This is a genomic window from Bifidobacterium pseudolongum subsp. pseudolongum DSM 20099 (assembly GCF_000771225.1).
GTDB classification, from domain to species: Bacteria; Actinomycetota; Actinomycetes; order Actinomycetales; family Bifidobacteriaceae; genus Bifidobacterium; species Bifidobacterium pseudolongum.
Window position 1 is genome coordinate 72,646 of sequence record NZ_JDTZ01000010.1, and the last position, 26,358, is coordinate 99,003.

General features: G+C 55.5%; 19 protein-coding genes. 15 read left to right on the forward strand and 4 right to left on the reverse strand.

The genetic code is table 11. From position 1 onward, the window contains the following. Positions 1-4 precede the first annotated feature (4 nt). The 5 genes from argS to OU02_RS06815 all read left to right on the forward strand — a co-directional run bounded on the left by argS (position 5) and on the right by OU02_RS06815 (position 7,464). Positions 5-1,801 (forward strand): arginine--tRNA ligase, encoded by a 1,797-nt coding sequence (gene argS, locus OU02_RS06795; RefSeq protein ID WP_033489510.1) that lies wholly within the window; start codon positions 5-7, stop codon positions 1,799-1,801. Between the two features lie 12 nt (positions 1,802-1,813). After that, the gene (locus OU02_RS06800; protein WP_033489511.1) at positions 1,814-3,385 is read left to right on the forward strand and encodes a diaminopimelate decarboxylase family protein; all 1,572 of its coding nucleotides are present in this window, start codon (positions 1,814-1,816) and stop codon (positions 3,383-3,385) included. A 102-nt stretch (positions 3,386-3,487) separates the two neighbouring features. Continuing rightward, positions 3,488-4,798 carry a homoserine dehydrogenase gene (locus OU02_RS06805; RefSeq protein WP_033489512.1) on the forward strand — a complete coding sequence of 437 codons (1,311 nt, stop codon included), beginning with the start codon at positions 3,488-3,490 and terminating at the stop codon, positions 4,796-4,798. A gap of 64 nt (positions 4,799-4,862) precedes the next feature. Continuing rightward, positions 4,863-5,849 carry a homoserine kinase gene (gene thrB, locus OU02_RS06810; protein WP_033489513.1) on the forward strand — a complete coding sequence of 329 codons (987 nt, stop codon included), beginning with the start codon at positions 4,863-4,865 and terminating at the stop codon, positions 5,847-5,849. Positions 5,850-5,979: 130 nt separating this feature from the next. Continuing rightward, positions 5,980-7,464 carry a tyrosine-protein kinase domain-containing protein gene (locus OU02_RS06815; RefSeq protein ID WP_051918317.1) on the forward strand — a complete coding sequence of 495 codons (1,485 nt, stop codon included), beginning with the start codon at positions 5,980-5,982 and terminating at the stop codon, positions 7,462-7,464. Positions 7,465-7,524: 60 nt separating this feature from the next. Here OU02_RS06815 and OU02_RS09070 read toward each other — a convergent pair whose 3' ends face one another. Then, entirely contained in the window at positions 7,525-7,830 is a 306-nt protein-coding gene (locus OU02_RS09070; protein ID WP_238552012.1) for a hypothetical protein, read from the reverse strand. Between the two features lie 66 nt (positions 7,831-7,896). Between OU02_RS09070 and OU02_RS06820 the strand changes: the two genes are divergently transcribed. The 10 genes from OU02_RS06820 to OU02_RS06875 all read left to right on the forward strand — a co-directional run bounded on the left by OU02_RS06820 (position 7,897) and on the right by OU02_RS06875 (position 22,880). Then, positions 7,897-9,369, forward strand: a complete 1,473-nt coding sequence (locus OU02_RS06820) for a DUF4012 domain-containing protein (RefSeq protein ID WP_238552009.1) — start codon at positions 7,897-7,899, stop codon at positions 9,367-9,369. Positions 9,370-9,784: 415 nt separating this feature from the next. After that, positions 9,785-13,975: an Ig-like domain-containing protein gene (locus tag OU02_RS08385; protein WP_051918316.1), complete on the forward strand. Its 4,191-nt coding sequence runs from the start codon at positions 9,785-9,787 to the stop codon at positions 13,973-13,975. Positions 13,976-14,202: 227 nt separating this feature from the next. Further along, complete coding sequence (locus tag OU02_RS08390) at positions 14,203-15,399, forward strand: acyltransferase family protein (RefSeq protein ID WP_152593164.1); 1,197 nt, start codon at positions 14,203-14,205, stop codon at positions 15,397-15,399. Between the two features lie 51 nt (positions 15,400-15,450). Continuing rightward, positions 15,451-16,389 carry a glycosyltransferase family 2 protein gene (locus OU02_RS08395; RefSeq protein WP_051918314.1) on the forward strand — a complete coding sequence of 313 codons (939 nt, stop codon included), beginning with the start codon at positions 15,451-15,453 and terminating at the stop codon, positions 16,387-16,389. Positions 16,390-16,408: 19 nt separating this feature from the next. Then, on the forward strand, positions 16,409-17,428 hold the full coding sequence (locus OU02_RS06850) for a capsular polysaccharide synthesis protein (protein WP_033489514.1): 1,020 nt from the start codon (positions 16,409-16,411) through the stop codon (positions 17,426-17,428). Beyond that, positions 17,425-18,303: a beta-1,6-N-acetylglucosaminyltransferase gene (locus tag OU02_RS06855; protein ID WP_033489515.1), complete on the forward strand. Its 879-nt coding sequence runs from the start codon at positions 17,425-17,427 to the stop codon at positions 18,301-18,303. The genes OU02_RS06850 and OU02_RS06855 overlap by 4 nt, the downstream gene beginning before the upstream one ends. Further along, complete coding sequence (locus tag OU02_RS06860) at positions 18,290-19,270, forward strand: capsular polysaccharide synthesis protein (RefSeq protein ID WP_033489516.1); 981 nt, start codon at positions 18,290-18,292, stop codon at positions 19,268-19,270. Before OU02_RS06855 ends, OU02_RS06860 begins: the two co-directional genes overlap by 14 nt. Before the next feature lie 26 nt (positions 19,271-19,296). Continuing rightward, the gene (locus tag OU02_RS06865) at positions 19,297-20,340 is read left to right on the forward strand and encodes a polysaccharide pyruvyl transferase family protein (protein ID WP_033489518.1); all 1,044 of its coding nucleotides are present in this window, start codon (positions 19,297-19,299) and stop codon (positions 20,338-20,340) included. A gap of 60 nt (positions 20,341-20,400) precedes the next feature. Beyond that, positions 20,401-21,825: a lipopolysaccharide biosynthesis protein gene (locus OU02_RS06870; RefSeq protein ID WP_033489519.1), complete on the forward strand. Its 1,425-nt coding sequence runs from the start codon at positions 20,401-20,403 to the stop codon at positions 21,823-21,825. Positions 21,826-21,863: 38 nt separating this feature from the next. After that, positions 21,864-22,880 carry a glycosyltransferase family 2 protein gene (locus OU02_RS06875; RefSeq protein WP_160248857.1) on the forward strand — a complete coding sequence of 339 codons (1,017 nt, stop codon included), beginning with the start codon at positions 21,864-21,866 and terminating at the stop codon, positions 22,878-22,880. On the opposite strand, the gene OU02_RS06880 is transcribed toward OU02_RS06875, so the two are convergent. The 3 genes from OU02_RS06880 to OU02_RS06890 all read right to left on the reverse strand — a co-directional run bounded on the left by OU02_RS06880 (position 22,856) and on the right by OU02_RS06890 (position 26,354). After that, complete coding sequence (locus OU02_RS06880; RefSeq protein WP_033489521.1) at positions 22,856-24,145, reverse strand: O-antigen ligase family protein; 1,290 nt, start codon at positions 24,143-24,145, stop codon at positions 22,856-22,858. The two genes, OU02_RS06875 and OU02_RS06880, sit on opposite strands and share 25 nt — an antisense overlap. Positions 24,146-24,331: 186 nt before the next feature. Continuing rightward, on the reverse strand, positions 24,332-25,375 hold the full coding sequence (locus OU02_RS08400; protein WP_051918313.1) for a glycosyltransferase: 1,044 nt from the start codon (positions 25,373-25,375) through the stop codon (positions 24,332-24,334). Between the two features lie 160 nt (positions 25,376-25,535). Next, entirely contained in the window at positions 25,536-26,354 is an 819-nt protein-coding gene (locus tag OU02_RS06890; protein WP_033489522.1) for a DUF4422 domain-containing protein, read from the reverse strand. Positions 26,355-26,358 lie beyond the last annotated feature (4 nt).

Genomic DNA, 26,358 nt, shown 5'->3' on the forward strand with positions numbered 1-26,358 from the left:
CACCATGAGTCCAGAAGCATTAAGTGACCTGATATACGGTGTTGCCCAAGAGCTTGTTGCAAGCGGAAAAGCAGGCAATCTGACCGCCGACCAAATCCCGGAACCCGCCAAGTTCGCAGTGATGCGACCAAAAGACCGCGCGCACGGCGATTGGGCTTCCAACGCCGCCATGCAGCTCGCCAAGAAGGCCGGCATGAAACCGCGCGAGCTCGCCGAGGCGTTCCAGACACTGATGAACGACGCCGACGGCATCGCTGCAGTGGAAGTCGCAGGTCCTGGCTTCATTAACATCACCCTTGACTCCGCGTCCGCCGCAGCCGTGGTGGATCAAGTGCTCGCCGATGGCGCGAACTTCGGCAGGAACGAGCACTTGAGCGGCAAAACACTCAATCTCGAATTCGTTTCCGCCAACCCGACCGGCCCGATCCACATCGGCGGCACGCGTTGGGCGGCCGTCGGTGATTCGATGGCCCGCGTACTTGAGGCGAACGGCGCCGAAGTCGTGCGCGAATACTATTTCAACGACCACGGCGAGCAGATCAACCGCTTCGCCAAGTCGCTCGTCGCCGCCGCCCACGGCGAACCCACGCCCGTCGACGGCTACAAGGGCGCCTACATCGACGAGATCGCGCGCCGCGTGATTGTCGAAGCGAACGCCGACGGCGTAGACATCCTCAATCTGCCGCGCGTCGACGGTGGCACCGACGAGAAAGGCGAGCCGCTCGGCGAAGGCGACTCCGCGCAGCGCGAAGAGTTCCGCAAGCGCGCCGTGCCGATGATGTTCGACGAAATCCGCCATTCGATGCAGGAGTTCCGCGTCAAGTTTGACGTCTGGTTCCACGAGAACAGCCTGTACGAAGACGGCGAGGTCGAGAAGGCGATCGCCGACCTGCGCGCACGCGGCGACATCTACGAACAGGACGGCGCCACATGGTTCGCATCGACGAAACACGGCGACGACAAGGACCGCGTCATCATCAAATCCGACGGCAATTACGCGTATTTCGCCGCCGACATCGCCTACTACCGCAACAAGCGCCACCGCAAGGACCATCCGGCGGACGTGGCGATCTACATGCTCGGCGCCGACCACCACGGTTACATCGGCCGCATGATGGCCATGTGCGCCGCGTTCGGTGACAAGCCGGGCGAGAACATGCAGATCCTCATAGGCCAGCTCGTCAACGTCATGAAGGACGGCAAGGCCGTGCGCATGAGCAAGCGCGCCGGCAACGTCGTCACGATCGACGACCTCATCGACGCGATCGGCGTTGACGCGTCACGCTATTCGCTCGCGCGCACCGACTACAACTCGCCCGTCGACATCGACCTCGACCTGCTCGCCTCGCACTCCAACGACAACCCGGTCTACTACGTGCAGTACGCGCACGCGCGCTCCTGCAACGTGGACCGCAACGCGGCCGCCGCGAACATCACGCGCGAAGGCGCCGACCTCGCGCTCCTCGACACCGAGGCCGACGGCGAGGTTCTCGCACTGCTCGCGCAATGGCCCGCCGCGCTCACGCAGGCCGGCGACATGCGCGCCCCGCACCGCATCGCGCACTATCTGGAAGATCTGGCCGCCGCCTACCACAAGTGGTACAACGTGGAGCGCGTCGTGCCCGTGGCGCTCACCGAACCGGAGGAGCGCGCCGACGAAGCGACACGCGAAGCCACGCGCATCGCCAAATGCCCGGAGCCCGCACGCTCCGCCGCGCGCCTGCGACTCAACGACGCCGTGCAGACCGTCATCGCCGCAGGACTCGACCTGCTCGGCGTGTCCGCGCCAGACAAGATGTGAGAGAGGAACACCATGGGCATCACCCCGATCTGGCCCGCGGCCACCGCGCGCAACGCGCAGGGCGCCATCGAATTCCACGGCATCACCGCCACGCAACTGCTTGACGACTTCGGTTCGCCGCTCTACGTGCTCGACCTCGACGAAGTGCGTGCGCGCGCACGGCGTTTCACCGAAGCCACCGCGCACGCATTCAGCACGACGACGACGCACGTGAGCTATGCGGGCAAGGCGTTCCTCTCCAAAGAGATGGCGCGCATCGTCACCGAAGCCGGGCTGTATGTCGACACATGCACGATGGGGGAGATGCGCATCGCGCTCGCCGCCGGCGTGCCGGGGCGCCGTCTTGTGCTGCATGGCAACAACAAGTCGGACGCGGAGATCGAGCTCGCGATCACCGAAGGCTTCGCGAAGATCGTGATCGACGAGCCGGATGAACCGGCGCGCATCGCCGCGATCGCGCGCCGGCTGGGCAAGCGCGCGCGGGTCATGCTGCGCGTCACGACCGGCATCCACGCGGGAGGCCACGAGTTCATCTCGACCGCGCATGAAGACCAGAAGTTCGGCATCGCACTGTTGCCAGCGGGCGCCGATACGACGATTGTGGACGGCATCAGTTCGCTCGAAGACGTCTCGCCGGCCGCCGCGAACGCGATTGTCTCCCAAACGCGCGCTCAGGAGGACGGCAAGGAGCTGCGCCACGACATCCGCTACCCATACGACCTCAACGCCGCAAGCGTGACCGAAGGCGACAGGATGCTCGCCGCCGCGATGGAACTCGTGGCGAACGGGCCGGCCGTCGCGGTGCTGCGCGAGATCGCGAAACACGACAGCGAACTCGAGCTCGTGGGCATCCACTCGCACATCGGCTCGAACATCCACGACGCCGACGCGTTCATCCACGCCGCGCGCCGCATGATGCTGCTGCGCAAGACCTTCTACGCCACCAACGGCTACACGCTGCCCGAAGTGGACTTGGGCGGCGGCTACTCGGTGGCCTACACCGACGGCGAGGATTCGATGGACATCGAGCAGGAACTCGACCGCTTGGCCACGGCTGTGGCACAGACGAACCGCCTGCTCGGCATGCCCATGCCCGTCATCTCGTTCGAACCGGGCCGTTGGATCGTGGCGCCGGCCGGCGTGACGCTCTACCGCGTCGGCACCGTCAAGACGGTCGAACTCAGCGGCGACTCCACGGACGAAACCGGCGCGCCGATCACCGAACGCACGTACGTCTCCGTCGACGGCGGCATGAGCGACAACATCCGCCCCGCGCTGTACGGCGCGGATTACACGGCGGTCGTGGCGAACCGTGACCCGCGCGGTGGCACGCGGCTTTCGCGCGTCGTCGGCATGCACTGCGAGTCGGGGGACATCGTGGTGAAGAACGCGCAACTGCCGAGCGACATCCGCCGCGGCGATGTGCTCGCTATGCCGGTGACCGGCGCGTACGGCCGCACGATGGCCAGCAATTACAACCAGGCGCTCATCCCCGCGGTCGTCGGCGTCGATTCCACCGGCGCGCATCTGATGATGCGCCGGCAGACCGTGGAGGACCTGCTCGACCTCGACGTGAGCGAGTGATCCAGACAGGCAGACCAATCATTATGGACGGGCGGCGCGCATCCTCGCGCGTTGCCCGTACAATGAGCACCAGCATCAACCGCCGCACGAAAGGAACGGACAGTGGCACAGAACAATGCACCGATTCGAGTGGGCCTGCTTGGGGCAGGGACCGTCGGCTCGCAGACCGCGCGTCTGCTCGTGGAGCAGAAGGACGAGCTCGCGAAGCGCATCGGGCGCCCAATCGAACTGTCCGGCGTGGCGTGCCTCGACCCGGAGGAAGTCGATTTTCCGTGGATCGAGAAGTCGCTGCTGACTTCCGACACGATGTCCGTCGTCAAGAACGCGGACATCGTCGTCGAGCTGATCGGCGGCACGGGCGTGGCCCGCACGTTCGTGCTTGAGGCGATGAAGAACGGCGCGTCCGTTGTGACCGCCAACAAGGCGCTGCTTGCCAAGTACGGACCGGAACTGTACAAGACGGCCGAAGACAACAACGTCGACATCTACTTCGAAGCGGCCGTGGGCGGCGCGATCCCGATTGTGCGCCCCTTGCGCGAATCGCTCGTCGGCGACCAGGTCAAAGACATGCTCGGCATCGTCAACGGCACCACGAACTACATCCTCGACGAGATGACCACGAAGGGCCTCGATTTCGACGTGGCGCTCAAGGACGCGCAGGCCAAGGGCTACGCCGAGGCCGACCCGACCGGCGACATCGAAGGCTACGACGCCGCCAACAAGGCCGCGATCATGGCCACGCTCGGCTTCCACACAAACGTCGGCATTGACGACGTGACCGTCGAGGGTATCACGCGCATCACCGCGGACGACATCGCCGCGGCCACCGCCGAAGGGCGCGTCATCAAGCTGCTCGCCGTTGTCGACAAGACCGACGATGGCGTCTCCGCGCGCGTCTACCCGGCACTCATCAAGCAGGAGCACCCGCTTGCCTCGGTGCGCGGCTCGTTCAACGCCGTGTTCCTGCGCGCCGAATACGCCGACGACCTGATGTTCTACGGCCGCGGCGCCGGCGGTGCGCCGACCGCCTCCGCCGTCGTGGGTGACATCGTGACCGTCGCGCGCCACATTGCCGCCGGTTGCACCGGCCCGGCGATCCGCATGTACAACGACTATCCGATCGCGCCGCTGAGCGCGTCGAAGGCCGCGTTCGCCGTGCGCTTCCTGATCCACGACAACCCCGGCGTGCTCGCCAAGATCTCCGCCGTCTTCGCGAAGAACGGCGTCTCGATCAACGGCGTGAACCAGGACCTCAAGCCCACGCTCAAGGACCCGGGCTACGACGGCGAGATCCAGCAGCTGCGCCTCGTGACGCACATGACCGACGAGAACACGCTGCGCGCCACCGTGGCCGAGGTCTGCGAACTCGACTGCGTGACCGGCGAGCCGTCGATCCTGCGCGTGCTCGACTGACCGCGCAGCCGCCCACCGGCGATTGACCCAATCACAGACTGACTAGTAAGGCAGGATTTTCCCGATGGATCCGGTTACCCGCAAGGTGCACGTGCGTGTGCCCGCGACCAGCGCTAACCTCGGCTCTGGATTCGACACCGTGGGACTCGCGTTGGACTACCACGACGAGCTGGAGTTCACGCTGAGCTCCGACCCGCTCAACATGGCCGCGCAAGTGATCATTGACGGCGAGGGCGCGGACACGCTGCCGCGCGACGAGTCGCATTTGGTCGTCTCCACGTTCCGCCGTGCATGCTCGCGCTTCGGCCTGAGCAAGACCGGATTCATCCTGGAGGCGCACAACCGCATTCCGCAGGCACGCGGCATGGGGTCCTCGGCCGAGGCGATTGTAGCCGGCATCGCGGCGGCCTATGCCTTCAGTCACGAGGGCGAACTTGACCGCGATGTGATCTTCGATTACGCGGCGCAGCTTGAAGGGCACCCGGACAACGTGGCGCCCGCGGTCTACGGCGGTATGACGGTCTCGTGGACGCAGCCGGGTGATGGCGTGGCTCAGCCGGACGGCACCACGCCCCCCGCGCTCTTCCGGTCGGTGAACTACTTGGTGGGCCCTGATGTCACGGCCTCGGTGTTCATCCCCGATTTCGAACTCTCCACGAGCAAGGCGCGCGAGGCGCTGCCGACGATTGTGCCGTTCGCCGACGCCGTGTTCAACGTCTCGCGCGCCGCGCTGCTGATCGGCGCGATGAACCCGGCTGTGCTGACGAGCCCGCGCGATCCGAACGACCTGCTGATGGAAGCCACCGAAGACAAGCTGCACCAGGCGTACCGCGGCCCGCTCATGGAGCCTTCGGCGCGCCTGATCACGCTGATGCGCGCGAACGGGTTCGCCGCGATGGTCTCTGGCGCCGGCCCTTGCGTGCTCGTGCTGCACAACGGCGACGCCAACAGCGCAATCGACGCCGTGGCCCACGAACAGCTCGAATCCGGGCACTGGAAGGTGCTGCACCTCGCCACCGACACGCAGGGCGTGCAGGTCGCACGGCTGTAATCAATTGCGTCGAGCGTAAAAGCTAGTATAAAAAAGCTGAATTCAAGAGACAGGACCGGCAACCGCGTTCCGCGCTGTGAAGGGCGCTCGGTGCGGTAGGGTCTCACCGCTCAGATGGGAATACACCTCGATGGCTGAAAACATGATGGAGCAGCAAGCCTCCGGCCAAGCCGGTGTTGGCGCCAAGCCGGAAAGTGACGGCATGACGCTATCCGGGCTCTTCGGCATTCTACGCAAGCACGTCATTACGATTATCATCACCTTTTTTGTTGTGCTTGGTGCGGTAATCGCACTAACTGCAATATCGCCGGTGCAATACTCGACAACCACCCAGTTGTTCGCGACATACAACGATTCGTCGGACGGCACTGCGAATTCGTCCGAGCAGAACAGCGGCAGCTCATACATCATGAGCCAGATCAAGTCGTATCCGGCACTCACCACAACACAATCGGTGCTTCAGCCCGTCATCGATGACCTTGGCCTCCATACGACGGTGGGGCAACTCAAGGGGCAGATCAGCGTCACCAACCCCACCAACACCGCATTCGTCAACATCTCGGTGACGGACAGTGATCCGGCTCAAGCGGCGAACATCGCAAATGGTGTCGCAAAGTCGTTGAGCTCGGTCGTTGAGAATACACTGTATGCCTCTGGTTCGCGTTCGTCCGTCAAATTGTCGGTCGTCCAGCCGGCGACCGTACCGAGTTCGCCGAGTTCACCGAAGTGGAAGCTCAATATCCTCATTGGCATTGTTGGCGGACTGGTTCTTGGCGTGTTTGCCGCCTTGCTCAAGGATGTGCTGTCCAAGCGCATCCAGGATGGCGATGAGGTCGGTGAGTTCATCGATGCACCGATTATCGGCCGCATCGCCGAAGAGGAAGTGCTCAACAGCACGAAGCCCGTCGTGGTCAGTGAACCCGGCAGCCCGGTCGCTGAGGATTTCCGCCGTATCCGCACAAATCTGTCGTTCATGGCACCAGTGGAAGACACGAACTGCCGCCTTATTGTTGTCACGTCCACTGGTGCGAGCGAAGGTAAGACTACAATGTCGGTCAATGTCGCCGCCGCCCTTGCCGAAAACGGCGCGAAGGTACTGCTCATCGATGCCGATTTGCGTCATCCTTCCGTGTCCAAAAAGCTTGACCTTGACGGCGCTGCCGGACTGACCCACGTGCTTTCCGGTCAGGCATCAGTCAAAGACGTTGTGCAGCGCTATTGGAAGCCGAACCTGCATATCATGCCGGCCGGTCCGAAACCGCCGAATGCCTCGACATTGCTCAACTCCCCAATCATGGTCGAGCTGCTCAACAATGCCTTGGAGCGCTACGATTACGTGCTTGTTGACACCGCACCTATGGTTGTGGCGAACGACGCCGTCATCTTCGTGCGTCGTGGCGGTTCCCTGGTCATGGTCTGTCGCCGTGACCAGACACTCAAACGTGATCTGCGCGAGATTTCCGACGAACTCACCACGCTTGATCTGCCAGTGAATGGCGTCATCTTCAACTGCGCTCGTGAATCGAAGAAGTCACTCGAACACAGCAACTATTACTACTATTACTCGAACCGTACCGTGGACCACCGCAAGAAGCGCCGCTTCTCGCTGAAGTAGTAGGGCCATGTTTTCCCGCGGATTTCTTGTGGTTCAGGAAATCCGCGGTTTTTGTAATGCCTAAGGAGCAGCATGTCGCAAGCGCACACGCAGCAACAGCACCACCGTCGCCATCGCCACCATCACCGCCGCCGTGTGTGGCCGTGGGTTGTGGGTGTCCTCACCGTTGTCGTGCTCATACTGGCCATCGCGGGAGTGGTGGGACTCCAGTTGGGCAAGCAGGCGAAGCAGGTGCAGGCCCACGAAAACAATGCGATTGCCATGCTTTCGAAACTCTCTTCCGGAGATGCCGAGACACTGGCCAATGCGGGTGATGCGCTTCCGCAAATCGCCCATGAAACCCGGCAGGCCGTGGACATCGCCCATGGTGGATTATGGAATGCGGCGGCGAAGATGCCGTTCATTGGCACTGACATCGCCACTGTCCAAGGCATGACAACCACCATCGACGGCATCGTCCAGGATTCGATCCCACAGTTTGTGGATGTGTTGAAGACATTGAGCGATGCACAGATCGCCAATGGGGACGACGGTGTGAACCTGCAGCCGATCATCGACGCAGTGGAGCCATTGAAGCAAGCCAACGCATCGTTCCAACGTCAGGTGCGTGACTATGACGCGCTCCCCACACCGGGTATCGGCATGATTCGCTCCGCATACAGCAAAGGGGAGACGCAGCTCAACGACCTCGCCGACCGGGTGAATGCGCTGTCGAACACATTCCAGATCCTGCCCACGCTTTTGGGTGATGGACAGCAGCGCACGTATGCCGTCATGGCGATGACGCCTTCCGAAATGCGCTCCTCGGGTGGCCTCATCGGTTCCGTTGGCGACCTGACCACATCGAATGGCACGGTGCATATCGGTGATTTCCGGTCGAATGGCGACTATCTGCCGTATGGCATTGGTGATCATTCCGAAGACATGAAGCGGGTGTTCACCGACGAGGGGCCATTGCACATGTCATTTGATATCCGTGATTTGGCCGTCTTCCCGAACACCGCGGATTCAGCGGTCGCCATGCAATCCGTATGGAACCGTACACCGTGGGGACAGAGTGTGCCCCTTGACGGCGTGATCATGGTCGATCCGGTCTTTTTGCAGCAGCTCATTGCAATCAATGGTAATGTGACGTTGCCAGATGGCACTGTGCTGACCGGTGAAAACACCGCGGAATTCCTGATGAACACCGTGTACCAGAAGTACCCGGAGAATGAGACCGACGTATTGTTCGGCGTTGTAGCCGGTCAGGCGATGAAATCGATGTTCTCGCACATGGATATGGGCAAACTGTACAAAACCGGCGAAATGCTGGGAACCATGGCGAAAGGCCGCCATTTCACGATGTATGCGTTCGATGAGCGCGCCGAGCAAGGCATTCAGGCCGCTGGGTTCACCGGACAGATCCCGAGCAGCGAGACCAATCCATCCGTTGGCATCTACTTGACTGAGCAGAACCCCTCCAAGATGGGTTGGTACATCAAGCGCGAGGCGAAGATCCAGCGTGTGAACTGCGATGATGGTGATCTGTACCACGTCGAGTTCATGGTGCACAACACGATGACCGAGGAAGAAGCGAAATCACTGCCTTGGTACATCACCGGTAACAACAGCGACAACACCGGCAAGGCCATGGAGAAAATCCTGTTCTACGCTCCTCAAGGCGGTTCGATCAGCAATCTCATGCAGCTCGGCGGCAAAGTCGACGCGGTCAAGGAAACGACAATCGACGGTGTGAACGCCTATGAGACGTATGTGCAGGTCAATCCCGGGCAGATCGCAACGTTCACCTTTGACGTGCGTGTCTCAACAAAAGCGACTGCCCCCTTGACAATCGATCAGACACCAATGGGATGGGTGGATGACGGCATCACCTATCTTGATCCAAAATGCGACACCAAATGACCACCTAGGGTTTCGTCGCAGATGACGAGAGGTGCAGGGCTACATGCGTGTGTAGCCCTGCACCTCTTCGTATAGGGGCATGTTGGAACGCGTCAGCGCCTACGGGAAGGGTAAACGCTTACGTCGTTGAGAAATGGTCTATGCCTCGCCATTTGCCTGTATAACGCTGTGCTCATGTAATGACATCGTTTGCGATATGTGAATCCTCTGCTTGGAATTAGTGGTTGATATGTCTATAATGAGCAATATGCGAATGGTTGCACAATGATTGTGTCAACTGAAGTGTTTGGTCGCTTACGGAACATGCATATTGTTCATGGCGGGCGAGCATGTGCATTGCCGGCCGGCTATGTGGACGGTTGGCGATAAGGAAAGAACAGTCCCTTATTTCTAGAGAAGAAAAGGAGACAGTGGCATGACACCTCTGTCTGAGACCGAGAAGAATCTCGGGAAGAGCAAGCATTCGGGAGGGCGCAGGTTCATGGCCAAGGCGGTCGCGAGCATTTCTGCGCTTGCAACGCTCGCCGGCGGCATGGCGCTCGGCGCGGTTACGGCCCCTGCGGCATTTGCCGCGAATGGGCCGACGACGAGCTATGACCGTACACTCGGCAATGCGCAGTTCGAAGCGGCCCGTGAATCCAATGGCCTGTCGAAGGAAATGGATTACGGTGCGATTTTGCATGCGTGGATGTGGTCGGCGAATACGATCAAGGCGCATATGGATGAAATCGCAGACGCCGGCTACACTTCAATCCAGACGGTCCCGATCAGCACGATCAAGGGTCCTGTGGAGGGTATGCAATTCACCGAGAACTGGTATTACGTGTACCAGCCCTCCGGCACAGGCATCGGCAACAAGGTCATCGGCACCGAACAGGAAATCAAGGAGATGACCGCGGAGGCGCACAAGCATGGCATCCGTGTCATCGCCGACGCCGTCATCAACCACTTCACCGCCGATTGGAACGCCATTCAAGGTGACTGGAAGAATTCGAGCTTCTTCCACACGCGGCAGGAGGGCGGTTGCGGTGACAACGGCACTGCCATCAACTACAGCAACCGCTGGCAGGTCACACACTGCCATCTGCTGAGCCTGTGGGATCTCAACACCGAGAACCAGGAAGTCGCCAACCGCATGAAGGACTACCTGACTCGCGCGGTAGCCGATGGCATCGATGGTTTTCGCTATGACGCCGCGAAGCACATCGAGCTCCCGAACGAGTTCGACAGGTATTCGCCGTATTATGACACGATTCTGCCGAATGGCGCGCAGTACCAGTACGGCGAGGTGCTCCAGGGCGACCAAGGGCTCAATGCCCCGGCCTACCCGGCGTTGTTCGACAAGTACTCGACGAATGGCGGCGGTAACACTGCATCGCATTACGGCAATGAGATCCGTGCCGCGATGCAGGACAAGAACATCAGCTCCGGGCGTCTCGGCAGTCTGCAAGGCACCGGCGTGCGTGATAACCAGCTCGTGACCTGGGTCGAATCGCACGATACCTATGCGAATACGAATGAGTATTCATCGCAGCTGTCCGCATGGCAGATTCGCATGGGCTGGGGTATCGTCGGTTCCCGCAAGGGCGGAGCCCCGCTGTTCTTCAACCGTCCGCAGGGGTCGGGCGGGTCGAATCCACGCTTCGCTGAGGTTTCATCACTCGGTGACGCTGGTGACGACGAGTGGAAGCATCCCGAAGTCGTGAACGTCAACAAGTTCCGTAACGCGATGGAAGGCAACGCCGAATATCTGCGCAACTGCCAGGGCAACAACAACTGCCTGATGATCGAGCGTTACAAGACCGACGGCAACCCGAACAACGATGGCATGACCGTCGTCAACATGGACGGCGACAAGAGCCTCGTCGGCATGGACACGACGCTCGACAACGGCGAATACGTCGATCAGGTCTATGGCGGCAAGCTCGTCGTCAACAACAAGAAGATCACCTCCGGTGAGGTCAAGAGCGGCAAGGTGCACGTGTTCTACAACGCGTCGAACTCGCCGCGCGCCTCGCTCGCCGTGACCGGTGCGAAGTCCTTCAAGACCGACACCACGCAGGTGACACTGACCGCACGCAACGTCAACAACGCGCGTTACAGCACCTCCGAAGGCGATTCCGGTTCGTTCACCGATGGCCAGAAGATCACCATCGGCGCGAAGAGCGCCGTCAACACGCAGATCATCGTGACTCTTACGGGTACTGATGCCGACGGCAAGCAGATCACCGCTTCCGAGACCTTCACCAAGAAGGACCCGAACGCCACTGTCAGCTACACGGCCTATGCGAAGAAGCCGGCGGCATGGAACAAGATCTATGCATACGTGTACGTCGACAACAACGCTCCTGCTGGCTCCGTCATCCAGAACGCGGCGTGGCCGGGCGAACTGATGACGGCCGAATCCGGGGCATGCGACGGCACCGCCGATCAGGTCTACGAGATTCCGGAAGAGATCATCGACAAGGCCGGAGACGACCCGATCCGTGTCATCTTCAACAACGGCGGCGCAGGTGAAATCCCCGGCAACAAGTTCCCCGGTGATACGGCGACCGAAAATCCGGGCGACCACGTGGATGCCGCGGGTCTGCTGATCGACGGCTCCTATGTCTGGGATGGCAACATCACGAACGGCAAGTGGGAAGAAGCGTCCTGCCTCGCCGTGACCGTCGACTCCGTGAAGATCAGCCCGAGCGGTACGGTCAACCTTGACCTCGCCAATGGCGCGACGACCCAGCTCACCGCCACTGTGGCCCCAGCCTCGGCGGCGAACAAGCCGGTCAAGTGGACCTCTTCGAACGAGAAGGTCGCCGTTGTCAAGAACGGTGTTGTGCAGGGCCTTGCGAAGGGAACCGCGACAATCACCGCCGCCGTTGGCGGTAAGTCGGACTCCGTGACCGTGAATGTGACCGGTGAAGCGCCGGTTGTCCATGACACGACCATCTACTACCCGGCGAGCAACTTCGGCGCGAACTCGACCTATCTGCATTACCGCATCGGCACCGGCACCTGGACGACTGCTCCGGGTGTGAAGATGGAAGCGGCTTGCGATGGCTATGTCAAGTACACGATCGAAGGCACCGAAGGCGGCCAGGTTGAGTTTGTGTTCAACAATGGTGCAGGCAATTGGGACAACAACGGCAAGAAGAACTACACCGCGAGCGGCGCGAATGTCATCGTCGAGAACGGTACGGTCGGTTCTGTCGCGCCGTGTGTGACGGTTGTTCCGGTGTCGTCGGTGTCGATTGCCGGTGGTGATTTTGAGCTCAAGGAGAGTGCTTCGAAGCAGCTTTCGGCGACTGTTGCCCCTGCGAATGCGACGGATCGTGCGGTGTCGTGGAAGTCTTCGGACACGTCGGTGGCGACGGTGGATGCTTCGGGCAAGGTCACGGCTGTCCAGGCCGGCATGGCCACGGTCACGGCGACCGCGGGCGGCAAGTCCGCTTCGGTGTCGGTGACGGTGATCAAGGATGAGCCGGTTATTGTCCCGGTGTCGTCGGTGTCGATTTCTGGTACTGGTGTGTCGGGTAACCGTGCGTCGATCAAGGTCGGTGCTGGTCTGGCGTTGTCGGCGACGGTGTTGCCGGCGGATGCGACGGATCGTGCGGTGTCGTGGAAGTCGACGAATTCGGCTGTGGCGACGGTGGATGCGGATGGCAATGTGCGTGGTGTGGCTGCGGGCAATGCCGGTATCACGGCGACCGCTGGTGGCAAGTCCGCGTCGATCATCGTGACGGTCCAGCCGGATGGTGTCGCGGTTCAGTCCGTGGCGATCACCGGCAACGGCATCTCCAACAATGAAGCGTCTATCCAAAGTAATGAGACCCTCCAGCTCAAGGCGCAGGTCTCTCCTGCGAACGCAACAGTTGGTACGTTGGCTTGGAGCTCTTCCGATACGTCTGTTGCGACGGTGTCTGGTTCCGGCGTCGTCACGGCGAAGAATCCCGGAACGACGGCCATCACGGTTACCGCAGGCGGCAAGTCGGCTTCGATCGTGTTGACGGTTGTGAAGTCTGATGCGTCGTTTAAGGATGTGCCGGTGTCTCATCCGTTCTTTGAGGGTATTGAGTGGGCCGCGTCCGCTGGTGTGGCTTCGGGCAATAACGGGATGTTCTATCCGTCGGGTGAGTTGACGCGTGCGGAGATGGCGGCGTTCCTGTATCGCTTGTCGGTGTCGGAGGGCAATGCGGCGACGGCGTCGTATCGTCCGTCGGCTGCGGATTACCGTAGGTTCAAGGATGTGGATGCGTCGCATTGGGCGGCGCAGGCGATCCTGTGGGCCGCGTCGGTGGGTATCACGTCGGGTGATGGCGCCGGTGGGTTCTCGCCGGACCGTGTGTGCTCGCGTGCGGAGATGGCTGCGTTCCTGCAGCGGTTCGCTGCGGGTCATGGTGACGTGGATGCGTCCTCGTATCGTCCGTCGGCTGCGGATTACCGTAGGTTCAAGGATGTGGGCGAGGGGCATTGGGCGGCCAATGGTGTGTTGTGGGCCGCGTCGGTGGGTATCACGGCTGGTGATGGTGCTGGCGGGTTCTCGCCGGACAAGCCGGTCAACCGTGAGCAGACCGCCGCGTTCCTGTACCGCATGCACAACCACCTCAACTAAACCCAACCAACACCACGCAATACAGGGAAGACCGGCTTGATGGTCTTCCCTGCATTGTGGGGAAGATGTGCAGCCTGACTCGTAAATACAGCATATAGGGCGGATATTTGATGCCCCATATGCTGTATTCGCGTAATACAGCTGCAACAACTTGCACTGGCACCGATTGAGACGAATGGGTCAGATACTCCGTGTAATCCTATATTCGTAGAGATTCATGGAACGAGTTGGCGAATATTCCAACAGATATCAAAGGAGGGCGTGTGGTTTCAGGGAAACATACGGGGGTGGCGCCGAAGAGACAACGGAATTCAAGCATCGAATTGCTGCGATTGGTTTCCATGCTGATGATCGTCGGTTTCCATTATGTCCGCGGCGGGAACCAAGGATTATGGATTGCTTCTCAACCTATATCATTCAATAAATTTGTGTATCAGATGATATATATGAGTGGTGGATGGATTGGAAACTTCATATTCTTCACCATTTCGGTATGGTTTTTGCTTGATCGGTGCGAGACGTTGAACGATTCGCTGAAACGAATATGGCTGCTCGAACGCGAACTGTTGTTCTGGAGTCTGACATTGCTCGTGGTGACCTATTTCTTGCATAAACAAGGGTTGTACACCGGGAGTATGCTCTCGATTACTGCGAAATCCATTTTCCCTATCAGCCTCAATATGTGGTGGTATCCGACAAGTTATGCGCTGTTCCTTCTCTTCATGCCTTTCCTGATTCAGGGAGTGCGCGCGCTTGGCGAAAACGCCCACAAAAAGCTTGCCATCGCATGCTTGGTATTGTGGGGTGTACTCTCGCTCATTCCCAAATTTGCCTTTGATTTGACGGAATCAAGTGTTTTTGTATTTATCTATTGGTTTGTGCTGATTGCATACTATCGCTGGTATATGGAACCATTTACTACACGAAGGTGCTGGCAGCTGATCGGTGTGGGTTTCGCCGTCGTACTGCTGTATTGGGCCGTAACGAATACACTGTTCATGATGACAGGGAAAATGGCGAAGATGCAGTCTTTCATATTCGATCACTGGAAACTGCCTATGATGATGATTGGTTTCGGTCTGTTCCTGCTTGTGGAGCGTAGGGAATTCCATAATCGCATCATCAATGTGATGGCGGCGTCCGCATTCGGTGTCTACCTGATTCATTTTCAACCGGCCATTTATCAAGCTTGGACCCACTATCTTGGTGTGCCAAAGATGTATACATCATCAATGCCTATTCTCATGGGTGCGCTTACCATCGTGGGTGTGTTTTTCGCGTGTCTTCTACTTGATATGGTTCGGCAGTTGCTATTTGCATTGACGATAGATAGGCATAAGGGGAGGGGGTATGAGCGAATACGTGCTGCATGGGTTGCGATTGCGCATAGGCGCTCCCAACGGCAAGCGGCGGAGAATCGCTAGCCATCCCTACGCACATACGGATACATGTCAAATACAGTGAAGAGTACGCATATGCCTTTGATTTCCATCATCACGCCCGCATATAACGCGGGAAAGGTCATCGACCGTGCCGTGGATGCAATCGTGCCGCAGATGGACGCCGACGCCGAATGGATCATCGTGGATGATGGTTCGACGGATGGAAGCGGTGCATACCTCGACGAAATCTCCGCCGTGCATCCGCGGATCCGCATCATCCATACCCCGAACCGTGGCGCGGGGGCAGCGCGCAATACCGGTATCCATGAAGCGCATGGAGAATGGATTGCGTTTCTTGATGCCGATGATTATTTCACCGATACCGCAATCGCAGACATCAGGACGCTGATCGCGGCCCCTGGGGCAGAGGGGGTCGACATCTTCTATCTGCCGAAGACCATGACCGATATGGAAGGCGCCGATGCACGGGTCGTGCAGCCGGAATCTCCAATCAAAGATGGTCTGCCGGAACTTGAATTCTGGTCGTCACTTTACCGCACCGAGTATCTCAAGCGTGCCGATATACGCTTCCCCGAGTATCGTGAACAGGATGTGGAAACGGCGTTCCGTATGCTCGCATTCAATCGAACCAACCGCATACGCACCCAGCACACCCCCGCTTTTCTTGTGCATCGTGACAATCCGAACAGCAACGTACACACGTGGGATCCGGAGCGCTTGCTGTATACAAAAGCATGCGTATACGCCGAGTTGCTCACGGCGTTGCATGGCGCTCCGAAAAGTGTTCGACGGAATATCTGCGGCATCATGTATTCATGTATCGATCGGTACTTATTATTGGCAATCCGGAATGGATTGGCGCTTCCGGACAGGCATATCCGAACTCGTGAGGTTAGGAAATTGGGCAGACGGTTCTTCTTCCATTCGGGTACCTGGAGCACATGGGCTAAGAAAGGCCTGTACGCGCCACTGGCGATGATGAGCATCCTGGCCGGTGTACGCGATAGATGATGTGGGAGGAGGAGAACATATGAACAACAGTTTGCGCCGTATCATCATCAACGCCCGTGTGGGAGGTGCCTATCTTTTCTCGGATGGTATCGCACGCGTCGGAAGGAAGATGCTTGGATTGGGCCATCCGTTTGTGCGTCATATCAATGAGAAACAGACCGCGCGGCTCAGATCTTGGTTCCTCCGGGAATTCACTCCGGTTCTGCGTCGCTGGCAGGACATGTCCGAGACCGCTCGTCCATTCCGGAATCCGGATGAAGCGGTGATTTGGACGGTATGGTTGCAGGGCGCTGATGAGATGCCTGAGGATTGCCGCATGTACATTGATTCTGTACGTAAGCACAATCCGAATAGACCTCTCGAGATCGTTGATCTGGCAACAGTGCGACAATATGTTGATATCCCAGAGTTCATATTGCATAGATATGAAGCTGGCACAGTGAATGCCGCGTTGCTGACTGACTATATCAAATTCGCGTTATTGGAGCGTTATGGGGGCATCTGGGTGGATGCCACTGTGTATCAGCTTCGCCTCGCCGGTGAAGATATCTTGGAATATCCGATGTGGTCGGTGAAGAACTTGGAGCCATTCCCTTATGATGCCCTTATCCCGGATGGAAGACAATGGCAAGCGTACTTCATGGCTGCACAGCCGCATGCATTGTTCTGTAAAGCTATGCTTGATTTGCTCGAAGATTACATGCGGAGATATGAAACTCTAGTCAATTACTTCGCTTCGTATTATCTTGCATCTATCGCAAGAGATATACCCGCTGTTTCGCAATCTTACAAGCGAGTACCCAGCAACAACACAAAATGTGAACAGCTTATGATCATGGTTGATCAACAGGTCGCTTTGAATGAGGAGGCTGTCCGCAAACAGTTGTGGGCCGAAGATACATGGATCTATAAGGGGAGCCGGCATCTAGATGAGCGGCAACGTGACAAGTGTCGTGAGCTCCTGCGATTGCTGTCGGCGTGTGATGCCATGAAATCAGGGTATGAGGCATCCAGCGACGTGGAAGGAGATGTGCGGTGAAGCAGGCATATCTGATCATGGCTCACGATCGTCCCCAGGAACTGCGTAGGTTGCTTCGTGCCCTTGATGATAGACGCAATGATATTTTCTTGCACATTGATAGCCGATTCCCACTTCAAGATGAGGATATCAACCATGTCGTCGAGAAAAGTACGCTGACGATACTGCCGTCCCAGAAAGTCGTCTGGGGTGGAAGCAGCCAAATTGAAGTCGAGATGCGACTTTTTGAAGCGGCATACAGGCATCCCGGGCAATATGATTATTATCATCTATTATCTGGAGTAGATTATCCGGTAAAAAGTAATGATTATATAAATAGATTTCTGGAAAGCCATAACGGTGAGAATTATATTTCCATCGAGGAAGAGCCTCCTCGTTTCCGCATGCGCTTTGATCAGTATCATCTTTTGCAGAATACCGTAGTCGGGAAAAAAAGAAATCTATGGAAGTACATTGATTTCGCCTCATGTTATGTCCAAAAAATGTTTGGAGTTCGTCGCTTTTCAGACAAGGAACAACTGCAGAAACATATCAATTGGGTGAGTCTGACCGATGAAGCTGTGGCGGTTTTGGTAAGTCGAAAGGAAAGTATCCTCAAACGATACCGTTGGACATACTGCTGCGATGAGGTGTTCGTGCTCGCTGAGCTACGGGATTCGCCGCTTAAGAATACGATTTCTAAAGTCGGGAATCTGCGATTCATGGAATGGCAGTGGTTCTCAAAGCATGACTCGTCCCCAAGGGCGATTGGGATGGAGGACTGGGGTGCATTGCGGCAGCCTCATATATTGTTCGCGCGCAAGTTCATGCTTCCTCAGTCCAAAGAAGTCTATACGGCATTGGAAGAGCGGGTGAGTGGTGATGGGGCGCGGTAACGAGTTGATGGCGCGTTTTCTCCGGCATGCGCGCGTGTTCTCTCCGTATTATGCGGTGCTTGAGCTATGTGCTGTTGTCGATCGGCCTATTTCATTACGTCTTCATAAACCATTTTCTCGTCATATACTGAGCCTCAAAGAGCGATATATCATGAAATGGGCGCGACGTTTTTTTGTAAAGCAAATACAGCAATATCGAAATCGGCCACCGGTGAACGCCAACCATAAAGATGTAGGCGTGATTTGGTTATGTTGGCTTCAGGGAATCGATCAAGCGCCGTCATTCGTCAAGGGGATGATTGAACGCATTGGGCAGCATGCCAACGGCCATGAAATCCGATTGGTCACACTTAAGAATTATAAGAAATACTGTGACCTTCCGCAGCATTTTATCGAACGATACGAAAATGGAGAGATGCCGCAACAACAGTTCGCGGACGTCTTGCGGGCAGGTTTGCTGGCACAGCAGGGCGGATTGTGGATTGACGTATCCATGCTTGTCGTGCATGATATCCCAGAAGAGGTGTTTACGCTACCGATTTATAATGTCAAAGGGATAAAGCCAAATGCCATTCGGGATGCAGTCGCATGCGATTGCACGGAATGGCAGGCATATTTCCTTGGCTCGCAGCGAGAATCGGTAACGTACTCATTTATATATGAATGTTTCCTATATTATTGGGAGCACTACGATACACTTATTGATTATTTCCTTTTTTCCTATCTTGCGAAGATAGCGCGTGAAGACTTAATCGGCGGCATGCAGGAATACGCGAGTGTACCGGCTAACAATGCATGCTGTGAACAGCTGAGTGATTACCTTATGCAGGGTTTGCCGTTTGATTCCACAGTGTTGCGGCGTATCGAAGAGGGTTCCACCTTTGTCTATAAGTTGACATGGAAGGGCGAATATCCAAAGATTGCTAAGGATGGAACTCCGACGTTAGCTTCGGTGTTGCTGCCATGAGCGGCCTTAGGTAAGGAGTCGGTACGATGAGCAGAATACTGGTGATCAACCAAGGCCAGACGGATAATATCGGCGATCAGGCCATTGAGTCCGTCTTGGTGAACTTCTTGCGCGGCCAAGGGTTCGAAGTTGCACAAGCCCCCTATGAGGAACGGGTGGAGGATCGGTGGAGCTGGTCGGTTGACCCCAAGAACATCGTCCCACGAATAGCCATGCGTATACCGCGGTTGATGGATCATGAGAACAGGAAACGCATCACCAACATACTTGGAAGTGTTGGGCGTATCGATGCGGCAGTGATCGGCGGCGGAGAACTGCTGGCAAGCCATTGGGGCTTCAATTCTGCATTCGTGTCATGGGTGCATGCATTGGAGGAAACGGGGATTCCCGTATTCGTCACTGGTGTCAGTGGGGATTTGATTGGGGGGATAAGTTCTCGGCGTTACGGCGATGCGTTGCGCACGTGCGAATATGTGTCTGTCCGTGATCATGCGACGGAAACTCAACTACGTCAAATATGTGGTTTGCGCGTTGACTATGCGCCGGATGTGGTTTTTTCCTATGCCAAAGTGCATCCCACCCAAGATAGCGCAAGCAAACGCGTTCAATCTATGTGCGTACCGGTCGCATATGACACGAGGCGTTTCCGTGATCTCAATTTGCGTGACGAGGATGAATATATTGGATATTTGGCGAAACAATTCCTCGTACGGAAGTCCGGCCTTCCTGTGACGGTCACGTCGACCATCATGGGTGACAAGGCGTATCCGGAACATGTGGCTGAGGCATTGAGCGCGCGCTACGGTATTGAAGCCTATGCGCGGACCGGTGTGGATCTAGCTGACTTTGTTCAGGCTCTGCGGCACACTGACTACATCGTGTCGGCTCGAATGCATGCATGCATTCTCGGGCTCGTATACGGATGTGAAATCAACCCAATCCCTTACCGTGAAAAACTTGCCGTATTCCGCAATGAATATGGTACGAGGGAATCCGTTGAGGAGGTTGTAGAAGCATCGTATGCTGGTCTGTTGAGATTGGCGGAAGCGTTGTCGCGACGTGGTGTGTGAGGATGCGGATGCGGCGGCACATGAAATGAGAATGATGGATCATACCGGAAGGGTGCAGGGATGGCAGTAGGAAAGTACAAGAATCTGCTTGTCAATATACTGCTCTTCGCATGCAATACCGTAGCAACGAAACTGATTACATTTCTGTTGGTTCCGCTGTATACGTTCTACATGACCTCATCGGAATTCGGCATAACCGATGTGGCTTCGACAACAGTGAACCTGCTGTTGCCATTGGCGACGTTGCAGATTTCGGAAGCGGTGCTCCGCTATGCCATTGATGACAGCAAGCATCAGCGGGAATATGTCACCATCGGCTTTGGGGTGACCGTGATGAGCTGCGTTATTGTGGGGGCGCTGTTGCCGACGCTTTCCCTCAATATTTTCGGCGGTCTTGATGATTATCGTTGGCTGTTCTTTTTGACTTATGTGGCGAGCGCTTTTCAAGGCTTCTTTGGCTACGTGGCGCGAGGACTCAATCAAATCAAGCTCATTCCTATTTCATCGGCGGCGTCTTCGCTCACTTCGGGATTGTTGGCATGGGTCTTCATCGGCCCGGCCAATCTCGGGGTACATGGATATTTCTATGCGGTGATCGCCGGCGCCTCGTTGGGCATACTGGTATTCGTCATTGGTGGAAGGGAATACCGGTACATTCGATTTGAGCGTCAAGATCTGAATCGTGTATATATCCGTCGAATGTTGTCGTATTCAATCCCTTTAGTTCCGAATGCCCTCTCTTGGTGGATCAACAGCAATGTCAACCGGTATTTCATTATCGGCATGCTCGGTATTGGGCTATCCGGACTGTTTGCGGCAGCAAGCAAAATCCCGAACATCATCAATCTGCTGAGCCAAGTGTTCCTTTCTGCATGGACACTTTCCGCATTTCAGGAGTTCAAAAAAGAAGGAGTCGACAAGTTCTTCAGCGTGGTATTTAAGATTTTCCATGCAATGGGTGTTGTATTGGCTTCGGCTCTCATTCTTGTGGTTCCGTGGATTGCTTCGTTTATGTTGCAAAAAGAATTTTACGCCGCTTGGACACTGGTCCCAATAATGATTATTGCAGTGTTGTATAATATTCTGAGCTCGTTTTTCGCGTCGCTGTATACCTCAAACATGAAGACCATGTTTTTGTTCATTACGACAGCGGCAGGTGCATTGGTCACGATGATCGCCACCCCATTGCTGATCAAGTGGATGGGATTGCCTGGAACGACCATTGCAATGCTGCTAGGAAATTTGGTGGTATTGATTCTGCGCGTCAAGGATTCGCGTAAGATCATGGCTTTTTCCATCGACTGGCTTAATGTGCTTTGCACGGAGATCATCCTACTTGTGCAAGCGGTGTTGCGAACGATGGACATCCCGGCGCTGCCGTTTATTCTGGCTGCGACATGCATCGCGATATGTGGTCTACAGGCGGCGCAGCTCGTCCCCATAGGAAAGGACATATGGCGTCGGTACAGGAGGCGTCGAGCTTGATGTGGATTGAGGAATACGGAGAGAAGGAAAACAGCAGCATGAATACCATTGAGCTGAGCATCGTGATACCTGTCTGGCATACTCCGGAAGAGGTGCTACGTAGGGCATTGGATAGTACGGTGAATATACGGATTTCGCATGAGACCGTCGTCATATTTGATGGAGAGCCCGCATCGGAACTCCACGATGTAGTTCGGAGCTATGCGCACAACCATGTCCGGTCCGAAGTCATTGACCATGCTGGCCTTGCCGCTGCACGTAATGCCGGAATCCGTAATGCGGTAGGAAAGTGGACCACGTTCTTGGATGCCGATGATGAACTTGTTGCCGACGGCATGGAAAAGCTGGTGCGTTTCGGGAATCTGCATGGGAATCAGATTGTGCAAGGCGCCTATGAAAAAGTCATGCATAATGGGACCGAGCGTTGTCATCTTGCTGCGCAGGACCGTGTGTATGCGGGGAAAGATACCAGGGATTACCTGTATAGCACATTGCGGGTCGATCTTGGAACGGGGACGGCATGGGGGAAAATATTCCTTCGGGCTTTTCTGAACGATGAACGGGTGTGCTTTGATGAAACCCTGTTCATCGAGGATACGATGTTCATGTTTGATGCCGTACGCTACAGTCGAAGTGTCGGATTTGTTGACGCGATTTGCTATCGGTATGACAGAAATGCACAATCACTGGTCACAGCATATAAACCAGATTATTCTAAAAAAATAAGTACATATCTAGATTATTTCTCATGTGTCATTCGTGATGCGCATGATCACTCGTTGAGTACATTGTTTGATGAGTATGTCGCTTTCTATTTACTTCTTCTGATGTTGCATTATGTGTTCAATCCGATGAACCCTGCCAATGAAACTGAGAGGCGGCATCAATTCCGTCAATTGCTGGAAGATCCGATGTACTCAAAGGCGCTGCGCAACATTTCGCTGCATGCGTTCACGTGGTCGAAGCGTCTTTCAATCATCGCACTGCGGATGAAGAGCTACACAATGATGCGCGTGATATGTGGTCTTCGTCATCGCCAGCTTGGAGATTGCTGACGTCTTTGCCGGTTTTGGCGTCTGCTTCGGGGCATGCGTTTGGCTATCTTGCGATTGTCTCCGGTTTGAGCGAAGAAGAGTGGATATACTATCGGCATGAAAATGAGAATCGATAGTATGCTAAACCCGTAGTCAAATACATGATGCTCTGACATGCCATATACCATATACATCACTACAACCCAAACCATGTTGGGTGAATTGTGACGACATGATGTTTTGCACAGAATGTATAGAAGAACAAATACTACGATTGTAATTATAATACCATATGAGAATAATAGATTAAACCAATAATTATCTATTGAACCTCCGGTTTCACGATTTATCGTATTAAGTTCTTCGTTTCCGTATAGCGATAGTCCATAGTCTTGGAATAAATTGTAAATGATTGAGGGGCGCTGTGACCAGCGGAAGTTCACCGTTGGGTCATCGTGGTATGCGAATGCAAGATAGAGCATGAGCCCGACTGAGGCGATTGTGGTGACTGGGAATAAAACGTACAGATGCGGGCTCTTGATGAAGAAGCTGAATAGTAGTATGACAATGGCAAACAGGGTCGCTGCCAGCGCTGTCCGCGAGTTGGTATATTCGTAACTGATGATGGAGTACAGGAATCCAATCGCCCCGAAGATGAGGCGTTGAGAAGTTCGGCGGCAACCAATGGCGGAAGCGAGGATAAGCAGGATAAATGGTGCGGTAAAGTTTGGATGATCGAATCCAATCGCGTACCGGTATATCGTTCCGTTGTCAGTGGCCCGATCCATAATCCTCGCATGTTCTTGAATATAGCCTAGCCGGTACAGCAATAGATGCGATCCATACATGATGCTGGATAGGATGCCCGTTGCCTTGAAAAAGGAATCGATGTCCCAATTGTGCAAAGCCACGCAAACCAGAAGACCTACCACTAAATCAAATCTGCGTTGACAGAAGAAATAGAAAAATGAGAATATAAAAAGAATCAGCAGGAATAGATAATAATGAGACGTATTTTGATATGTATTGTTGATATAAAAAGTCCCGCCAATTAACATTGCGGTTATTTGAATCAACGCAAGGATTATTGCTATAACTGCGACTAAATCAGCTAACGAATCAGAATAGTCGCCTTTAGATACATATTGGTACAAAAAAACGAAGAAAAGAATAAGGTAGTTGCAGAGTGTGTTGAATGCGCCGCGTCCTTTTGTTTGCACGGCTTGCATGGTGCGGAAGCCGCCGACGGTGCTCTCTCGAGATGTGTTCTGGTGTGGTAAGTTCATGTCAATCTATCGATACTCGTATCGCAGTCAACGCGGAGATGGAATGGTGCCGAAGGCGAATGCTCGTCTGAGTACTCTTGTGAAAGCCGGTTTGCGCTTGCATGCCCAGGGGGTTCGTGATGCCATGCTCGCCTCGTTCCTTTGCCATTGATGCGGATCAGTATTAGATGGTCGCGATATATTCTATTATGGTCGCAGTGTTGCGAATGCTTGCTGTAGTGCATGTGTTGTGTAGAATCCCCGATGTAGTCGTTTTTGCATAGCACTCACGTTTTTTTGATATGTCTTGTAAATATCGGCATCAATGTTCTCGGCCATATATACAGCGTCAGCGATTGAGGATATCGCAAAACCGAGATGGTTGCGCTCCACGAATTGCGCTTCGGCTGCTTGGTCCCAGATGAATACTGGCATGCCTGAAGCTAGATACAGGGAGAGTTTATGTGGATTGTTGAAACGAAGGTATTCCCCAAAACGACCTGTGCACGTTTGTAGGCTGTCTCCATCCCAAACCAGCCCGAACTGGGCGTTCATTGCTTTTGGCAGCTCTTCCGGGCTCACTGAGCCATGATACCATTGCCGCTCTATGGCATCCCCATCGAAATTAGGTCCAAACAGTTGGAAGTTCGCAGATGGGAAGTCGTGGGCGAGATGATAGATATAACCAGATTTATTGCGATTGAGATTACCTGCTATGGCGATTCCGGGAACACGGTTGATGGAATCATTTGGAATGTTGTCATCGGCCAAATAGTCGAATATCTGCAAATCAACCATAGGGCATGAGAGATTGAGTGTACGGAGGCGATCTATCATGACTTGGTTATGTGCGATGATGACATCGGCATTCGCCAGCCATTGCGCATCGGGGCCCTCTGCGGAGTTCCCGCGAAGACAATCGATGTCATGTATGAAAAAACATAACTTGGCGCCATTGTTCTTCATTGCCCGGAGTGATGGCAGCGCGGCGAGTGACACTTTCGGATACATTTGTGGTGGATACTGTATGACAAGTGTGTCGCCTTTCTGCACATGGGCGGCGACGGAAGACCAATCATGACGGACCATCGGAATGGACAACAACCGATCGATTTTGCCTTTTTCCCGACACCGATGGATGGTGAGGGGCTTGGCGTTCATTGATTGCAGGACTGTCGTAAGATCGTCTCGTGCTTTTTCGCCGGCGTCATGGGTGCTGATGGATTGTTCGCAGATGAAAAAAACAGTCATATCAAATCCTTGTCATTGCTTTGCGATTGAACAGTTGCCTTATCGCAGATGCCGGGAAGTGTGCCAGCAGTATGGGTACTGCCAAATTGATGGATGTGCTGAATTTGCTGGCCCCATCAGGCAAACTGTGTATGTTGTGCATAGGCATCAAACATCGGCGTCAGAAACTGCCGGTATAGCGTTTCTTGAAGAACTTCGCTTTGAGGAAGCTTGTGCCTTTCTTCCACCAGTTGACGGGTTCGGTAAAGGTCGTGGGCAGTTCCTTGAACTGAATGTGGTTGTGCATGATCCATACGTTGAGCAGGTTTTCGCTGATGCGTCCCGGATAACGGGCATGGAATGAATCGTACTGCTCGGGGGAGAGCCTCGTCGTGATTTCGAAGAGGATCGGGAACACCCATGCACAGTAAGCGTCAAAGTGCTCACGGTCCATGATCATCATGTTGAAGATGTGGGCGCTGCGCCTGCCCATGAGCTCACGCCACTCATCGAGGTATTCTGGGGCCATGTCCTGCAACACCGACTGTGCGATATCGAGGTGGTCGGAGTACATCGTATGTGCGTAATGCGAATAGATCGTCTCAATGAAATAATGGCGCTTCTTGGGCAGCACAACTGGGTTGGAGGCAAGGATCTGCTCCAGCTCAGGTCCCTGGATGATGCGGTCATACCGATTCCCGGCATGCCGTTTGAGGAAGCTGGGGATGGCGAAGTAGCGGCGGTAATGCACCAGCCCCTTATAGTCGCTGGTGTTGTTCTTCCATAGCCAGTACAGGGCGGTGAGTTCGCAGAAATAAGGGTTCAGTGTGGAAATGTTGTCACCTGTGTTGTCACCTTGCTCGGCAGTCAGAACATCTGGGTGCAGTGCGGCGCCGACATGAATCGGAAGATAGATGTCGCCCTGGGGAATAGGGTATGGCTTATGCATCGCAATGCCAATGGTGATGCCCCCTCCGCTGCTCTCAGACGAATATGCCATGTAT

Bases quoted from the DNA above. Each gene is read 5' to 3' on its own strand.
- argS (WP_033489510.1), top strand. From the start codon at position 5: ATGAGTCCAGAAGCATTAAGTGACCTGATATACGGTGTTGCCCAAGAG.
- OU02_RS06800 (WP_033489511.1), top strand. From the start codon at position 1,814: ATGGGCATCACCCCGATCTGGCCCGCGGCCACCGCGCGCAACGCGCAG.
- thrB (WP_033489513.1), top strand. From the start codon at position 4,863: ATGGATCCGGTTACCCGCAAGGTGCACGTGCGTGTGCCCGCGACCAGC.
- OU02_RS06815 (WP_051918317.1), top strand. From the start codon at position 5,980: ATGGCTGAAAACATGATGGAGCAGCAAGCCTCCGGCCAAGCCGGTGTT.
- OU02_RS09070 (WP_238552012.1), bottom strand. From the start codon at position 7,830: ATGGGCGATGTCCACGGCCTGCCGGGTTTCATGGGCGATTTGCGGAAG.
- OU02_RS06820 (WP_238552009.1), top strand. From the start codon at position 7,897: ATGACAACCACCATCGACGGCATCGTCCAGGATTCGATCCCACAGTTT.
- OU02_RS08385 (WP_051918316.1), top strand. From the start codon at position 9,785: ATGACACCTCTGTCTGAGACCGAGAAGAATCTCGGGAAGAGCAAGCAT.
- OU02_RS08395 (WP_051918314.1), top strand. From the start codon at position 15,451: ATGCCTTTGATTTCCATCATCACGCCCGCATATAACGCGGGAAAGGTC.
- OU02_RS06850 (WP_033489514.1), top strand. From the start codon at position 16,409: ATGAACAACAGTTTGCGCCGTATCATCATCAACGCCCGTGTGGGAGGT.
- OU02_RS06860 (WP_033489516.1), top strand. From the start codon at position 18,290: ATGGGGCGCGGTAACGAGTTGATGGCGCGTTTTCTCCGGCATGCGCGC.
- OU02_RS06865 (WP_033489518.1), top strand. From the start codon at position 19,297: ATGAGCAGAATACTGGTGATCAACCAAGGCCAGACGGATAATATCGGC.
- OU02_RS06870 (WP_033489519.1), top strand. From the start codon at position 20,401: ATGGCAGTAGGAAAGTACAAGAATCTGCTTGTCAATATACTGCTCTTC.
- OU02_RS06875 (WP_160248857.1), top strand. From the start codon at position 21,864: ATGAATACCATTGAGCTGAGCATCGTGATACCTGTCTGGCATACTCCG.
- OU02_RS06880 (WP_033489521.1), bottom strand. From the start codon at position 24,145: ATGAACTTACCACACCAGAACACATCTCGAGAGAGCACCGTCGGCGGC.
- OU02_RS08400 (WP_051918313.1), bottom strand. From the start codon at position 25,375: ATGACTGTTTTTTTCATCTGCGAACAATCCATCAGCACCCATGACGCC.
- OU02_RS06890 (WP_033489522.1), bottom strand. From the start codon at position 26,354: ATGGCATATTCGTCTGAGAGCAGCGGAGGGGGCATCACCATTGGCATT.